Origin of the sequence: Thauera sedimentorum (genome assembly GCF_014489115.1) — a bacterium.
Classification (GTDB): Bacteria; Pseudomonadota; Gammaproteobacteria; order Burkholderiales; family Rhodocyclaceae; genus Pseudothauera; species Pseudothauera sedimentorum.
Window position 1 is genome coordinate 1,471,892 of sequence record NZ_JACTAH010000002.1, and the last position, 15,518, is coordinate 1,487,409.

A 15,518-nucleotide genomic window follows, 5' to 3' on the forward strand; every position below is an offset into this window, starting at 1 on the left:
TCCCTCATGCGATCCAAGCGCCTGCTGCCCTTCCTGCTTGCCCTGGGCCTGAGCACCGCGGCCGCGGCCGCCGACGAGCTCGACGACCTGTTCGACCTGGATGCCGACCCCGCCGCGCCGGCCGACGCGGCCGGCGGCTTGCGGCTGGGGGGCTACGCGGATTTCGGCGCGGCCTACACCTGGCCGGACGAATCCCACTGGTCCAAGCTGCGCGCGCGGCTGGAGCTCGGCCTCAGCGGACGCCTGGGCGAGCGCAGCCGCTACAAGCTCTCCGCGCGGGCCGACGTGGATGGCGCCTACTGGCTGGAGGACGACTACTACCACCGCCGGGTGCGGCGCGACCAGCGCACGGACTTCATGATCCGCGAGGCCTACGCCGACTTCGGCGCGGGCGACTGGGAGTTCCGCCTCGGGCGTCAGCACGTGGTGTGGGGCGAGATGGTCGGCCTGTTCTTCGCCGACGTGGTCTCGGCGCGCGACCTGCGCGAATTCTTCCTGCCCGAGTTCGAGGCCCTGCGCACGCCGCAGTGGGCGGTGCGGGCCGAGCACTTCGGCAGCGACACGCATTTCGAGCTGTTGTGGATTCCGGCGCCGAGCTACGACGAAATCGGCGAGCCGGGCGCTGATTTCTATCCGTTCGCGCTGCCGGCCGGCACCCGGGTGAAGGACCGCAAACCCTCCTCCGGGTTGTCGAACACCAACTGGGGCCTGCGCGTCTCGCGCCTGATCGCCGGATGGGACCTGTCCGCCTTCCACTACCAGAGCCGCGACGTGTCGCCCACGCTGTACCGGGTGGGCGGCGCGCTGGAACTGCGCCACGACCGCATCCGCCAGACCGGCCTGACCATGTCCAAGGATCTCGGCAGCTTCGTGCTCAAGGGCGAGGCGGTCCATACCCATGGGCGCAGCTTCCTGACTGCGGACCCGGCCGCACGCTACGGCCTGCACGCATCGGACACCCTCGACTACGTGATCGGGGTGGACATCCCGGTGCGCGACGTGTGGCGCTTCAACCTGCAGTACTACGCGCGGGTGTTCTACGACCACGACCGGCAGATGGGCAACGAGCGCCACGAGGGCGGCATGACCTTCCTGGTCAGCCGCAAGTTCGGCGACAAGCTGGAGGCCGAGCTGCTCTACGTGTCCAGCCTGAATCGCAGCGACTACATGCTGCGGCCCAAGCTTTCCTACCAGATCACGCCCGAATGGCGCGGCGTGGTCGGCGCCGATGTCTTCGGGGGGCGTCGGGACGGCATATTCGGCCGCTACGACGACCGCGACCGGGTGTATGTGGAGTTTCGCCGCTGGTTCTGACGCGGCCGGATGCTCAGGACACGGTCTCGCTCACCGGCGCGCGCAGTTGCTCGAACAGCCGCCACTGCTCGTCGATGGAGAAGAAGCTGCGATACAGGCTGCGCTGGCTGCCGCCTTCGCGGATCAGCCGCTCGGCTTCGGCCAGCGGGATGTGCAGCAGCACCGCCGGCGCGCCCACCCGCGGGCAGACGCGTTCCGGCCCGGCCACGCGGTAGCCCAGCATGCGCTGGTAATAGCTGCTGTGGCGGGGATGCACTTCGGCGAACAGGTCGGTCATGCCATGAACCAGACGCGCGAGGATGAACACCAGGTGAAAGAACTGGGCCATCAGCAGGCTGGAGCCGAATTCCGGGTCGACCGCCAGGCGGGTGACCTCGCACACCCTGCCGCCCGCGCTGCGCACCTGGTCGATCTGCGGCCGGTAGAGTGCGTCCGCAAGCAGCCCGTCGGGCGAATCGAGGCCGAGGGTGACGGTGCCGAACACGTGGTCCTCGTCGCGGCAGGCCACCAGCGTGGTCTGGCCGCCGCGGACCGGCAGGTCGGCATGCGTGGCGTGCAGGCCTCGGTACGCGTAGAGCTTCTCGATCAGCAGGCTGATGCGTGTGCGAAAGGTGTCCGAATGATCGGCCAGGCGGATCTGGTAGCCGTTGCAGTCGAGGCTGAAATGCTGGCCGAAAGTTCTAGGCCGGGCGGGCGCTCGGGCGTCGAGGGGAAGGGGGGCGAAGGCAGACAGCGAGCCTGATCCGGGCCGAAGCGGGGCATGGTCCGAGTTCACTGTCGCCTCCCTGACGAAAGTTATTGTACGAATGCTCTGCACTTTAGTCGGCGCATCTCCCGGGGGCTGTAACCGGTTGTGTATTTGTTCCTTGGGAGGGGTGTTTTCGGCCTTTAGCATGGCCATAATATGCGGGGCGCAACATCTCGCCCTGCGCGAAAAGGGAGCGGACCATGAGCGTGAATACATCCAACTTCGTGGCGCTGCTGCGCCGGGTGTGGCTGGCGGTGGTAGCGGGCGCGTTGCTGGCAGGCTGTGCATCCAGCTATCCGCCGGCGCCGGTGAGTGCGGCCGATTCGGAGTACAACTACGTCATCGGTCCGGGCGACACCGTCAATATCGTCGTGTGGCGCAACCCCGAGTTGTCGATGAGCGTGCCGGTGCGTCCCGACGGGCGCATCACCACGCCCCTGGTCGAGGACCTGCCGGCCATCGGCAAGGACGCCACCACGCTGGCGCGCGATATCGAGCAGGCCCTGGCCAAGTACATACGCGAACCGGTGGTCACCGTCATCGTGACCGCCTTCGTCGGTCCCTACAGCGAGCAGATCCGCGTGGTCGGCGAGGCTGCCAAGCCGCAGATCCTGCCCTACGTGCAGAAGATGACGCTGCTCGACGTGATGATCGCGGTGGGCGGGGTGACCGAGTTCGCCGACGGCAACCGCGCTTCCATCCTGCGTACCTCCGAGGGCAACAAGCAGTACAGCGTCCGCATCGGCGACCTGATCGAGGACGGCGACGTCTCGGCCAACGTGGAGATGCGCCCGGGCGACGTGCTGATCATCCCGCAGAGCTGGTTCTGACCGTGACCAGGCCGTGCCGCGGTTCCCGTTCCAACTGCCTGTGAGCTGAGCAATGGAAGATCTCGTCAGACAGGGTGTCGGCATTCTGCGGGGCATGTGGCGCTTCCGCTGGTGGGGGCTGGCGCTGACCTGGGTGGCCGGGGCGCTGGCCGCGGTGGTGATCTACACCATGCCGGACCGTTACGAATCCACCGCGCGGGTCTACGTCGACACCCAGTCGGTGCTGCGTCCGTTGATGTCGGGTCTTGCCGTGCAGCCCAACCTCGACCAGCAGATCGCCATCCTCGGCCGCACCCTGATCACCCGGCCGAACGTCGAGAAGCTGATCAACATGGCGGACCTCAACCTCGAGGTGAACACACCGGCCCAGCGCGAACGATTGATCGCAGATCTCATGGATGGGTTGCGCATAGGCGGGACCGGGCGCGACAACCTGTTCACCCTTGCCTACCAGGATGGCGACCCTCAACGCGCCCAGCGCGTGGTGCAGGCGCTGATGTCGCTGTTCGTGGAATCGGGCCTGATCAGCAAGCGGCAGGATACCGATGCGGCGCGGCGCTTTATCGAGGAGCAGATCCGCAGCTACGAGGAGAAGCTTTCCGCCGCGGAAAACCGCCTCAAGGATTTCCGCCTGCGCAACATGGGCCTGCTCGGCGCGGGCGGGGGCGGGGACTACGTGAGCCAGTTGGGTGGCGTCCACGCGCAACTCGAACAGGCGCGCCTGGAACTGCGTGAGGCGATCAATTCGCGCGATTCGCTGCAGCGACAGCTTCAGGGCGAGGAGCCGGTGCTCCTGCCGCAGACCCCCAATGGCTCCGGCGTATCCATTCCGGAGATCGACGGGCGGATCGACGCGATGCGCAAGACGCTCGACTCGCTGCTGCAGCGCTATACCGAGGAGCATCCTGATGTCATCGGTACGCGACGCGTGATCGAGGACCTGGAGGCGCAGAAGGTCAAGGAGATCGAACTGCGCCGCCAGTCCGGTGGCGGCCAGTTCGGTTCGCTCAATGCCAATCCGGTCTACCAGCAGCTCAGGCTGGTGCTGTCGGAGACCGAAGCGCGCGTGGCCTCGCTGCAGGCGCGGGTGAGCGAGTACGAAGGGCGTCTCGCGGACCTGCGCGCCTCGGTCGAACTGTTGCCCAAGATCGAGGCGGAGATGGCCCAGCTCAACCGCGACTACGAGGTGCACAAGCGCAACTACGAGACCCTGGTGCAGCGTCGCGAGTCGGCCAACATCTCGGTCGAGATGGACGCCCAGTCGGGCATCGGCGAGTTTCGCGTGATCGACCCCCCCAGCCTGCCGACCAAACCCGCGGCGCCCAACCGCACCCTGCTGATGCTGTTTGCCAGCCTCGCGGCTCTGGGTGCCGGCGCAGCGCTGACGTTCCTGATCAGCCAGCTTCGCCCGACCTTTGCCGACGGGCGCACGCTGCGCGAGGTCACCGGCGTTCCGGTGCTGGGCGCGGTCAGCATGCTGCACGACCGGCAGCGCGAAACCAGTGAGCGCCGCGGCCGCTACGCCTTTGCCGGCGGGCTGGCCGGCTACGCAAGTGCGGTGGCGGTGGTGACCGTCGCGCTGAACATGCTGCAGGGCTAGGCGGAGAATCAGATGAGCTTGATCGAGAAGGCTGCCGAGCGGCTGGAAAAACTCAAGGAAGCGGGGGCCTTGCCCGCCGCAACCGCGCCGCAGCCCGCTGCCGCTCCGGCCGTCCGGCCGTCCGCCGGGGCCGGCGGCGATAGGGCCGCGCCCCCACCGCCAGTGACGAGCGCGGCTGCGCAGCCGGACGCAGCGCCGGTGAAGCACAGCGGGCGGCAGGTCGACATCGACCTCGTGGCGCTGGCGCGGGCCGGCATGGTCACGCCGGACCAGCCGCGCAGCCAGATTGCCGAGGAATATCGCGTCATCAAGCGCCCCTTGCTGCGCAACCTGCAGGGCAAGGGGGCGACGGCGGTCGACAACGGCAACCTGATCATGGTGTCCAGCGCCCTGCCCGGCGAGGGCAAGTCCTTCACCGCGATCAACCTGGCGATCAGCATCGCCATGGAGCTCGACCATACCGTACTGCTGGTCGATGCCGACGTCTCGCGTCCGGCCATCCTGAACCGTCTCGGCCTGGAGCCCGAGAAGGGGCTGATGGACGTGCTGACCGGGCGTGCCGAACTGGGCGACGTGCTGCTGCGGACCAATGTGGAGAAGCTCTCCCTGCTGCCGGCCGGCATGCCCCACCCGCGCGCCACCGAACTGCTGGCCTCGGATGCGATGAACCGCATGCTCGAGGAGATGGCCACACGCTATGCGGAGAGGGTGATCGTGTTCGACTCGCCGCCGCTGCTGGTGACCACCGAGGCGCGCGAACTGGCGACCCACATGGGGCAGGTGGTGCTGGTGGTGGAGGCCAACCGGACCACCCACGGCACGGTCAAGCAGGCGCTTGCCGCCATCGAGAACTGCCCGATCAAGCTGCTGGTGCTCAACAAGTCCGGCGACCGCGGTCCCGGCGGCTACTACGGCTACGGATACGGCTATGGCTATGGCAACGAGGCCCGTGCGGATGCGGCCTGAACCGCTCCTTCGGAACAGCCCGCTTCCGCGCCCGGCGCGGATGCTGCAGTGCCTGGCGCTCGCCCTGGCAAGCTGCGCCGCTCTGCCGGTCAGCGCCCAGCAGGTGCGCATCGAACCCTACGTGTCTGGCAGCCTGACCTGGACCGACAACCTCGACGCCGCCTCGAGCGGTGGCGGCAGCGGCCTGGTTGCGGACATCGCTCCGGGGGTCAGCATCGCACGCGATGGCGGGCGCATCCAGGGACGGCTGGACGCCAGTCTGCGCAACCAGGTCACCCTCAGCGGCGACAAGGGCGATTCCACCTTCCTCTCGTTGCTGGGGCGGGGCGGGGTCGAGGCGGTGGACGACCTGTTCTTCATCGACGTCGATGCTTCGATCTCGCGCGACAATACCTCGCTGTTCGGCGGGCGCATCCGTGGCGACACGCTGAACACCGACAGCGACGACGAGATCCGCACCTTCGGCATCGCGCCGAGGCTGGAGCTGCGCTTCGGCGACACCGCCGCCACGCTCGCCTATCGCGCGCGCTGGCTGGACAGCGGCGGCGAACTGGGCAGCCAGCGGGTCGGCCGGTGGCTGGCCAATGCGGACAATGCCACGGGCTTCGGCTTCTTCGGCTGGGGGGCGAACTACGGTCGCACCGACACCGATTATGGCAGCAGCGGTACCACCGATGTCAGCCAGGAAGAAGCGCGCGGCATCCTCTACATCAACGTTTCGACGCAGTTACGCCTTGCCTTGGTTGGCGGTTACGAGTCCAACGACTACGCGGTGCGCAAGGGTGAGAGCGGCAGCATCACCGGTGCGGGCTTCGACTGGCGGCCCAACGAGCGCACTATCATTTCCGGTGTCAGCGAGAAACGCATCTTTGGGCGTGGCTATGAATTTCAGTTCAAGCACCGGCGTGCCCGTTCGTCCTGGGAGCTTGGCTGGTCGCGCGACATTTCCTCGTCTCTCCAGACCTTTGACAGCCTCTTGGATCTTCCAGGATTGAGGTCACGCTATGAGGGCCTGCTGTCCGGGGAGCTCGATCCGGTCATTCGCGAGCAACTGGAGCGCGAACTGCGAGCGCTCGGGGTGACAAGTGCCGACCTCAACGAAACCGTGGTGTCTAACAGCTACTTCGTTGATCGCCGCTTCCGTGCTGGATTCTCCCTGATCGGAGTTCGTAACGTACTCAGCGTTTCGCTATACCGCTCAGACCGGGAGAGATTGGGTGAAACCGGCTTTGTCACCTTGCAGGACGACTTCTCGATCTACGAGCGGATAAGAGAGAAGAGTGCGCTGATGAGTCTGTCCCATCGGCTTTCGGGTGCGAGCGCAGTTACGGCTACATTGATCCGTTCCGACGCCCGTGGTGAAGGCAGTTCGGCAGCCGAGATCCGTCGCACGCTGCTCAGCCTCGGACTCACCACCAGGCTCGGCCCGCGGACCACCGCCGGCCTCAGCTATCGCTACCAGAAGTCGTCGGGCAGCGACGACTTCACCGAGAACGCCATCATCGCCAACGTCGCCATGCGCTTCTGATCCGGCAGCCCGGCTGCCGGCGCGCAGCCGCGCCGCGCGCCACTGGCGACGGACCGGGTTCTGCCCGGTCAGGCCTCCAACGGAACGCCGATGTACGAATCCTATTACCGCCTCAGAGGCAAGCCCTTTCAGCTCAATCCCGACCCCGCCTTCTTCTTCGGCAGCCGGGGCCACCGCCGGGCGATGGCCTATCTCGACTACGGCCTGCACCAGAGCGAGGGCTTCATCGTCATCACCGGCGAGATCGGCGCCGGCAAGACCACCCTGGTGCGCAACCTGCTCGAGCGGCTCGACCCCGAGAAGGTGGTGGCCGCCAACCTGGTGAGCACGCAGATCGACGCGGCCGACATGCTGCGCATGGTGGCCACCGCCTTCGGCGTGCCCTCCCGCCATCTGGACAAGGCCGACCTGCTGCTGGCCCTGGAGACCTTCCTGGTGGCCACCACCGCAGCCGGCAAGCGCGCGCTGCTGGTGGTGGACGAGGCGCAGAACCTCACGCCCGCGGCGGTGGAGGAGTTGCGCATGCTGTCCAATTTCCAGCTGGACGACCATGCCCTGCTGCAGAGCTTCCTGATCGGCCAGCCCGAGTTCCGCGACATCATGCAGAGCCCGCGCATGCAGCAGCTGCGCCAGCGGGTGATCGCCTCCTACCACCTCGGCCCGCTGGACGCCGGCGAAACCCGCGCCTACATCGAACACCGCCTGCTGCACGTGGGCTGGCAGGGCGACCCGCAGTTCTCCCCGGACGCCTTCCGCGCCATCTACGCCGCCACCGGCGGCATCCCGCGGCAGATCAACACCCTGTGCGACCGCCTGATGCTGGCGGCCTTTCTCGGCGAACGGCACACGGTCGGCGAGGCCGACGTGCGCGAAGTGGTCGACGAGATGCTGCAGGAGATGAACCCGGCGCCGGACGGCGCCGCACGGGTCAACGGCAACGGCCAGACCCACCCGCAGGCCTTCGGCTTCGATGCCGGCAGCCTCGACCCGGCCCGCCTGCAGGTCGGTGCCGAGCTGGCGCGCCAGGTGGAGGCGCTGGCCGCGGGCACTGACATCCAGCGCATCGAGGCGCGCCTGACCCGGCTGGAACAGTCGGTCTCGGCCACGCTGGGCGTGCTCAACCAGTTGCTGCAGGCCGTCCGCCGCGACGCGCCCGCGGAGGGACGCAAGCATGAACACTGAAGCCGCAGGGCAGGCGCCCATCCTGTGCGTGGTCGGCGCCCGGCCCAACTACATGAAGATGGCGCCCATCATCCGCGCCTTCGCCGCTCACGATCCGGCGCTGCGCTGCCTGCTGGTGCATACCGGGCAGCACTACGACAGCGCGATGAACGACCGCCTGTTCGCCGACCTCGATCTGCCCGCGCCCGATGTGAACCTGGGCGTCGGCTCGGCCAGCCACGCGGTGCAGACCGCCGAGGTGATGCGCCGCTTCGAGCCGGTGATCGACGAGCATGGCGCGCGCGCGGTGCTGGTGGTCGGCGACGTGAACTCCACGCTGGCCTGCGCGCTGGTGGCCGCCAAGCGCAACATTCCGGTGATCCACGTCGAGGCCGGACTGCGCAGCTACGACCGGCGCATGCCCGAAGAGATCAACCGCGTGCTCACCGACCAGCTTGCCGACCTGCTGTACACCACCGAGCGCAGCGCCCACGACAACCTGGCGCGAGAGGGCATAGACCCGGCGCGTGCGGTGTTCGTCGGCAACGTCATGATCGACAGCCTGTTCGCCAGCCTGCCGCGTGCCGTGCCTGCCGAAGCGCTGCTGCGTGGCGCCGGCCTTGATCCGCAGGTGCTCGCCGGCGGCTACGGCGTGGTCACCCTGCACCGGCCGTCCAATGTGGACCGCGCCGAGGTGGTCGGCCCGTTGGTCGAGGCGCTGCGCGAGATCGCCCGCCGCCTGCCGCTGGTGCTGGCCCTGCACCCGCGCACCCGCAACAACCTGGAACGCTTCGGCCTGCTCGGCCGTCTCGATGCGCCCGGCATGATCGTGCTGCCGCCCCAGGGCTATCTCGAGATGCTCGGCCTGATGTCGCGTGCCGTGATGGTTCTCACTGACTCGGGCGGCATACAGGAAGAGACTACGGCTCTGGGCGTGCCCTGCCTGACCATCCGCGAGAACACCGAGCGGCCGATCACCGTGGAGCAGGGCACCAACACCCTTGTCGGCATCGACCCCCAGGCCCTGATGGCCGGGGTGGATGACATCCTCCGCCACGGCGGCAAGCGCGGCCGGGCACCCGAACTGTGGGACGGCCGCGCGGCGGGGCGGATTGCCGCCCATCTGGCCGGCTGGCTGGACCAACACGAGCGACCACGCTGAATGATGCCCGCACCGATCACCAATGCGCTGACCATAGACGTCGAGGACTACTTCCAGGTCTCCGCGCTGGCCCCGCACTTTCCGCGGACGCAATGGGATACGGTGCCCTGCCGGGTGGAGGCCAACGTCGAGCGCATCCTCGAACTGCTCGAGCGGCACGACACGCGCGCCACCTTCTTCACCCTGGGATGGATCGCCGAGCGCTACCCCCAGCTGGTCCGCCGCATCGCCGTCGGCGGGCACGAGATCGCCAGCCACGGCTATGGCCACGAGCGCGCCAGCGCGCAGAAGCCGGACACCTTCCTGGCCGACATCCGGCTGGCGAAGGCGGTGCTGGAAGACATCACCGGGCAGGACGTCGCCGGCTACCGCGCGCCCAGCTTCTCCATCGGGCGCGACAACCTGTGGGCGCACGACTGCATCGCCGAAGCCGGTTACCGCTACAGCTCCAGCGTCTATCCGGTGCAGCACGACCACTACGGCATGCCGGACGCGCCGCGCTTCCCCTGGCGGCTGGACAACGGCCTGGTCGAGATCCCGGTCACCACCAACCGCTGGCTGGGGCGCAACTGGCCGGCCGGCGGCGGGGGGTATTTCCGCCTGCTGCCCTACGCGGTCTCGCGCTGGCAGATCGCCCGGGTGAACCGCGAGGACGGGCGCCCGGCGATCTTCTACTTCCATCCCTGGGAGGTGGACCCGGAGCAGCCGCGGGTCACCGAGGCCAGCGCCAGAACCCGCTTCCGGCACTACCTCAACCTGCAACACACCGAAGCCCGCCTGCAGCGCCTGCTGAGCGACTTCCGCTGGGGGCGGGCGGACGCGGTGTTCCGCGATGCCGCGTGAGGAGCCGGCGCCCATGCAGCCTGCCACGCTCACCATCCACACCCTGGCGGACGACGAGCGCCACGAGTGGGACGCCTTCGTCCACGCCTGCCCGCAGGCGAGCTTCTTCCATCTGTCGGCCTGGCGCGCGCTGATCGAGGAGGTCTTCGGCCACCGCAGCTACTACCTGTATGCGCGGCGCGCGGGCGCGGTCGTCGCGGTGCTGCCGCTGGCCGAGGTCAGGAGCCGGCTGTTCGGCCATGCGCTGGTCTCGCAGCCTTTCTGCGTCTATGGCGGCATCGCCGGCGACGATGCCGAGGCGGTCGCCCGCCTGGAGGCCGAGGCCGAGGCGCTCGCGCTGCGCCTCGGGGTGCAGCACCTCGAATACCGCAACATGGCGCCGCGCCACCCGGATTGGCCGCGCCAGGACGTCTACGCCACCTTCCGCAAGCCCATCCTGCCCGAGGTCGAGGCCAACCTGCTGGCCATCCCGCGCAAGCAGCGGGCGATGGTGCGCAAGGGCATCAAGAACGGGCTGGTGAGCCAGTTCGACGTAGACGCCGGGCGCTTCTTCGCCCTCTATGCCGACAACGTGCTGCGCCACGGCACGCCCGCACTGCCCCGGCGCTTCTTCGAACGCCTGCTCGGCACCTTCGGCCGCGACTGCGAGGTGCTCACGGTCACCGATGGCGCGGGCCGGGCGCTGTCCTCGGTACTGGGTTTCCGCTTCCGCGGCGAGGTGCTGCCTTACTACGCCGGCGACCATGCGGCCGCGAGGGAGCTGGCCGCCAACGACTTCAAGTACTGGGAGCTGATGCGCCGGGCCTGCGAGCGCGGCGACACGCTGTTCGACTACGGGCGCAGCAAGTTCGGCACCGGCCCCTATGCGTTCAAGAAGAACTGGGGCTTCGAGCCGCAGCCGCTGGCCTACGAATACCGCCTGTACAAGCGCGACAGCGTGCCGCAGAACAATCCGCTGAACCCCAAGTACCGGGCCTTCATCGCGCTGTGGCGCCGCCTGCCGCTGCCGGTGGCCAATGCGCTCGGGCCCTACATCGTGCGCAACCTGGGATGATCCTAAAAACCGCAGTTGACCGCTTGTTGGTGTCCAGAAAACCCGATGAATACAACGTTCCCTGCCTTCGCCCAGCCTCACCCATTAGGTGAGAGCGCTACGCGCCCGATTGCACGCCGGGCGAGTCGCCTGGCCGCGTTGCTCCTCATTGCAGGGGCGGAGGCGGGGTTTCGCGGCGCATGCGCCGCGCCGCCGAAGCCGGCCGGATGTGCAAATCCGGCCGTGGAAGACCATGCCGCTTCGTCGCGCCTTGCCAGACAACTCGCCCGACGCACACCCGGGCGCGTCCAACTGCGGTTTTTAGGATGAACCCGGCCATGGACACGCGCCCGCCCATCCTCTTCCTCGCCCACCGCATCCCGTGGCCGCCGAACAAGGGCGACAAGGTGCGCTCCTTCAACATCCTGCGCCATCTGGCGCGGCACTACCGGGTCTTCCTCGCCTGCTTCGTCGACCAGCCCGAGGACCGGCAGCACGTCGCCCGCCTGGACGAATGGTGCGCCGGCGTGCACGCCGAACGCCTCGATCCGCTGACGGCGCGCCTGGCCAGCCTGCGCGGCCTGCTCAGCGGTGAGGCGCTCAGCCTGCCCTACTATCGCAGCGCCCGCCTGCGGCGTTGGGTGGAGAACACAGTGCGACGCGAAGGCATCGCCCAGGCGGTGGTGTTTTCCGGGCCGATGGCGCAGTACGCGGATATCCCGGAACTGGACAGCGTGGTGGTGGATTTCTGCGACGTCGATTCCGCCAAGTGGACCCAGTATGCCGCCCGGCGCAGCGGGCCGATGGCCTGGCTGTACCGGCGCGAGGGCGAGCGACTGCTCGCTTTCGAACGCCGGGCGGCGCAGCGGGCGACCGCCGCGCTCTTCGTCACCGAGGCCGAGGCGCAGATCTTCCGCCGCGCGGCCCCCGAGGCGGCCGGCCAGGTGTGGGTGATGCAGAACGGCGTAAATGCCGAGTTCTTCTCGCCGTCCCACGAGGAGCCGGCTCCGTGGTCGGCGGGCGGGCCGGTGCTGACCTTCACCGGGGCGATGGACTACTGGCCCAACGTGGACGCGGTGAGCTGGTTCGCCGAAGAGGTGCTGCCGGTCCTGTGCGCCCGCCACCCGGGGCTGCGCTTCTACGTGGTGGGCATGAACCCGGCCGCGGCCGTGCGCGAGCTGGCCGGACCGGACGTGGTGGTCACCGGCACCGTGCCGGACGTGCGTCCCTACCTGGCCCACGCCGACGTGGTCGTCGCGCCCCTGCGGGTGGCGCGCGGCATCCAGAACAAGGTGCTCGAGGCCATGGCCATGGCCCGTCCGGTGGTGGTGTCCGCGGATTCCGCGGTCGGCCTGGCGGGCGAACCGGGGCAGTCCTACGTCACCGCCGGCACGGCCGCCGAATTCGCCGCCGCGGTGGACCGCCTGCTGGCCGATCCTGCGCTGCGCGCGGAGATCGGCGCAGCAGCGCGGCGGACGGTGGAAAGCCATTACAGCTGGGCCGCACACCTTGGCGTGCTCGACGCGCTGCTCGGCACGCCGCTCGCGCGCGCCGCGCAGGCACCGCTCGCCGCCGGGGCGCCAGCGTGAAGCGCGACGTGCCGCCGCCCCTGGCTGCAGCCGTGCCGCAAGCGCCTGAGGGCGGGCAGGCGACAGGGCAGGGCGGGGCAGCGGTCGCGCTGGCGCTGGCCGGCGCCTTTGCCTGGCTGCTGGCCTGGTACTGGCCCACCGCGCAGGGCATCGCGGCGATCTGGTGGCGCTCGGAGACCTTTGCCCACGGCCTGGTGGTGCTGCCGATCTGCGCCTGGCTGGTGTGGCGCCGCCGCGACCGCCTGGCGCGTCCGCAGCCCACCGCCTGGGCGGCCTTGCCGGTGGCGCTCGCCGGCCTGGCCTGGCTGCTCGCCCGCATGGTGTCGGTCAATGCGCTGGAACACCTGGCCTTCGTGGCGATGCTGGTGGGCGCCCTGGCCGGCATGCTGGGCTGGCGGCTGTCGCGCGTGCTGGCCTTTCCGCTGCTGTTCCTGTTCTTCGGCGCGCCGGTCGGCGAGTTCCTGATGCCGGCGCTGATGCAGCACACCGCCACCTTCACCGTGGGCGCGCTGCGCCTGTCCGGCGTGCCGGTGTTCCAGGAAGGCCTGCACTTCATCGTGCCCAACGGGCGCTGGTCGGTGGTGGAGGCCTGCAGCGGCATCCGCTACCTGATCGCCTCGCTGATGGTCGGCACGCTCTACGCCTACCTCAACTACCGCAGCCTGCACCGCCGCCTGCTCTTCGTCGCGGTGGCGGCGGTGGTGCCCATCGTCGCCAACTGGGTGCGCGCCTACCTGATCGTGATGCTCGGCTACCTTACCGACAACCGCGTTGCTGCGGGCGTCGATCATCTGGTCTACGGCTGGCTGTTCTTCGGCGTGGTCATCCTGCTGATGTTCGCCATCGGCGCGCGCTGGCGCGAGGACGGCGAACCCGAGCCCGCACAACCGGCAGCGGTCGCGCCGGCGGGGACGGCGGCCGTGCGCTGGTGGCCGGTGCTGGCGCTGGCGGCGGTCACCGCGGCCTGGCCCGTGCTGCTGGCGCGTTTCGACGCACCGGTGGCGGCCTTCGAGGTCGCGCTGGCGATGCGCGCCGAGGTGCCGGGGTGGACGCCGGACGACAGCGCCGACCCGGGCTTCCGCCCGCATTTCCTCGGCGCGCGCGGCGAGTTCCGCCGTAGCTGGCGGCGCGGCGACGAGGTCGTGACCCTGCAGGTGCACTACTACGCGGCGCAGCACCCCGGGCGCGAACTGGTCATGTGGGGCAACCGCCTGGTGGGGGGCGAGCGCCCGGGCTGGGCCTTGCTCGAAGAGCAGCGGGACGAACTGCCGGTGGCCGCCGACGGCAGCCCCGTCACCGTGCGCCGCGCCGTAGTCGGCAGCCAGGACGGCTACCGCAGGCTGGCGGCCTGGTCCTGGTACTGGATGGACGAGCGCGTGGTGACCAGCGACATCCGCGCCAAGGCGCTGAAGGCCCTGGACCGCCTGGCCGGGCGCGCCGATGACGCGGCCCATGTGGCCCTGCTGGTGCCGCTGGGCTACGACGAGGCGCGCGCGCGGGCCAGCGCGGAGGACTTCGCCCGCGCGGCGGGGCCGGCCCTGCAGACCATGCTGCGCCAAGCAACGGAGGTGGCGCGATGAACGACCCGCGGCCCCTGATCGCGCACGTGGTGTATGGCTTTCGCGTCGGCGGGCTGGAAAACGGCCTGGTGAACCTGGTGAACAGCCAGCCCGCGGCGCGCTACCGCCACGCCATCGTGGCGCTCACCGACAGCTGCCCGGATTTCCGCGCGCGGGTGCAGCGCGAGGACGTGAGCTTCATCGACCTCGCCAAGCCGCCCGGACACGGCTTCCGGCTCTACCGGCAGATCGCCGCGCTGTTCCGCTCGCTGCGCCCGGCGGTGGTGCATACCCGCAACCTGGCCGCGCTGGAAGCGCAGCTGCCTGCGCGCATGGCGGGGGTGCCGGTACGCATCCACGGCGAGCATGGCTGGGACACGCGCGACCCGCAGGGCCTGCGCCGCCGCTACCAGTGGGTGCGGCGCGCCTACCGGCCCTTCGTCACCCGCTACGTGGCGCTCTCCGGCCACCTCGCCGACTACCTGCGCGAGCGCGTCGGCGTGCCCGCGCAGCGCATCGAACGCATCTGCAACGGGGTGGACACCCGCCGCTTCCACATGCCTATCCACGGCCGCGAGCCCTTGGCCGGCTCGCCCTTCAACGACTCCCGACTCAGGGTGATCGGCACGGTCGGCCGCCTGCAGGCGGTCAAGGACCAGGTGCTGCTCGCCCGCGCCTTCGTGCACCTGTTGCGCAGCGAACCGGCGCTGGCCGAGCCGCTGCGCCTGGTGATCGTCGGCGAAGGCCCCTTGCGCGGCGAGATCGAGCGCGTGCTGGCCGATGCCGGCGTGGCGGAGCGCGTGTGGCTGGCCGGCGAGCGCAGCGACACCCCGGAGGTGATGCGCGCCCTGGACGGTTTCGTCCTGCCCTCGCGCGCCGAGGGCATCTCCAACACCATTCTGGAGGCAATGGCCAGCGGGTTGCCGGTGATCGCCACCGACGTGGGCGGCAACGGCGAGCTGGTGCAGCCCGGGCGCACCGGTACGCTGGTGCCGCCCGGCGACGAGGTGGCGATGGCCGAGGCCATCGCCGACTGGCTGCGCGACCCGGTGGCCGCACTCGGCCAGGGCCTGGCCGGACGGGCGCGGGCGGAGCAGACCTTCAGCCTGGACGGTATGGTGGCGCGCTATGTCGCGCTCTACGACGAACTGCTGGCCGCGGCTGGCCACGCTACACGGGGGTAGG

At 69.4% G+C, this 15,518-nt stretch carries 13 protein-coding genes; 12 read left to right on the top strand and 1 reads right to left on the bottom strand.

Annotation, left to right across the window (positions count from 1 at the left end; genetic code table 11):
- Window positions 1-6 precede the first annotated feature (6 nt).
- On the top strand, window positions 7-1,314 hold the full coding sequence (locus IAI53_RS16775; RefSeq protein ID WP_225433337.1) for a DUF1302 family protein: 1,308 nt from the start codon (window positions 7-9) through the stop codon (window positions 1,312-1,314).
- Window positions 1,315-1,327: 13 nt separating this feature from the next.
- On the opposite strand, the gene IAI53_RS16780 is transcribed toward IAI53_RS16775, so the two are convergent.
- A complete protein-coding gene (locus IAI53_RS16780; RefSeq protein ID WP_187719279.1) occupies window positions 1,328-2,089 on the bottom strand; it encodes an N-acyl amino acid synthase FeeM domain-containing protein in 762 nt (253 codons plus the stop codon).
- A gap of 173 nt (window positions 2,090-2,262) precedes the next feature.
- On the opposite strand from IAI53_RS16780, the gene IAI53_RS16785 reads away from it, so the two are divergent.
- The 11 genes from IAI53_RS16785 to IAI53_RS16835 all read left to right on the top strand — a co-directional run bounded on the left by IAI53_RS16785 (window position 2,263) and on the right by IAI53_RS16835 (window position 15,517).
- Window positions 2,263-2,892 (top strand): XrtA/PEP-CTERM system exopolysaccharide export protein, encoded by a 630-nt coding sequence (locus tag IAI53_RS16785; protein WP_187719280.1) that lies wholly within the window; start codon window positions 2,263-2,265, stop codon window positions 2,890-2,892.
- A gap of 52 nt (window positions 2,893-2,944) precedes the next feature.
- A complete protein-coding gene (locus IAI53_RS16790) occupies window positions 2,945-4,492 on the top strand; it encodes an XrtA system polysaccharide chain length determinant (RefSeq protein WP_187719281.1) in 1,548 nt (515 codons plus the stop codon).
- 12 nt (window positions 4,493-4,504) lie between these two features.
- Entirely contained in the window at window positions 4,505-5,458 is a 954-nt protein-coding gene (locus tag IAI53_RS16795) for an XrtA-associated tyrosine autokinase (RefSeq protein WP_187719282.1), read from the top strand.
- 40 nt (window positions 5,459-5,498) lie between these two features.
- Window positions 5,499-6,986, top strand: coding sequence for a TIGR03016 family PEP-CTERM system-associated outer membrane protein (locus IAI53_RS16800; RefSeq protein ID WP_187719283.1), 1,488 nt, complete (start codon window positions 5,499-5,501; stop codon window positions 6,984-6,986).
- Window positions 6,987-7,076: 90 nt separating this feature from the next.
- Entirely contained in the window at window positions 7,077-8,168 is a 1,092-nt protein-coding gene (locus tag IAI53_RS16805; protein ID WP_187719284.1) for an XrtA/PEP-CTERM system-associated ATPase, read from the top strand.
- Complete coding sequence (wecB, locus tag IAI53_RS16810; RefSeq protein ID WP_187719285.1) at window positions 8,158-9,309, top strand: non-hydrolyzing UDP-N-acetylglucosamine 2-epimerase; 1,152 nt, start codon at window positions 8,158-8,160, stop codon at window positions 9,307-9,309. The genes IAI53_RS16805 and wecB overlap by 11 nt, the downstream gene beginning before the upstream one ends.
- A 3-nt stretch (window positions 9,310-9,312) precedes the next feature.
- Entirely contained in the window at window positions 9,313-10,152 is an 840-nt protein-coding gene (locus IAI53_RS16815; protein WP_187719484.1) for an XrtA system polysaccharide deacetylase, read from the top strand.
- Between the two features lie 13 nt (window positions 10,153-10,165).
- The gene (locus tag IAI53_RS16820) at window positions 10,166-11,206 is read left to right on the top strand and encodes a FemAB family XrtA/PEP-CTERM system-associated protein (RefSeq protein WP_187719286.1); all 1,041 of its coding nucleotides are present in this window, start codon (window positions 10,166-10,168) and stop codon (window positions 11,204-11,206) included.
- Between the two features lie 317 nt (window positions 11,207-11,523).
- Window positions 11,524-12,774, top strand: a complete 1,251-nt coding sequence (locus tag IAI53_RS16825) for a TIGR03087 family PEP-CTERM/XrtA system glycosyltransferase (protein WP_187719287.1) — start codon at window positions 11,524-11,526, stop codon at window positions 12,772-12,774.
- Complete coding sequence (gene xrtA, locus IAI53_RS16830; RefSeq protein ID WP_349771939.1) at window positions 12,771-14,354, top strand: exosortase A; 1,584 nt, start codon at window positions 12,771-12,773, stop codon at window positions 14,352-14,354. Before IAI53_RS16825 ends, xrtA begins: the two co-directional genes overlap by 4 nt.
- Window positions 14,351-15,517, top strand: coding sequence for a TIGR03088 family PEP-CTERM/XrtA system glycosyltransferase (locus IAI53_RS16835; protein WP_187719288.1), 1,167 nt, complete (start codon window positions 14,351-14,353; stop codon window positions 15,515-15,517). The genes xrtA and IAI53_RS16835 overlap by 4 nt, the downstream gene beginning before the upstream one ends.
- Window position 15,518: the final 1 nt, after the last annotated feature.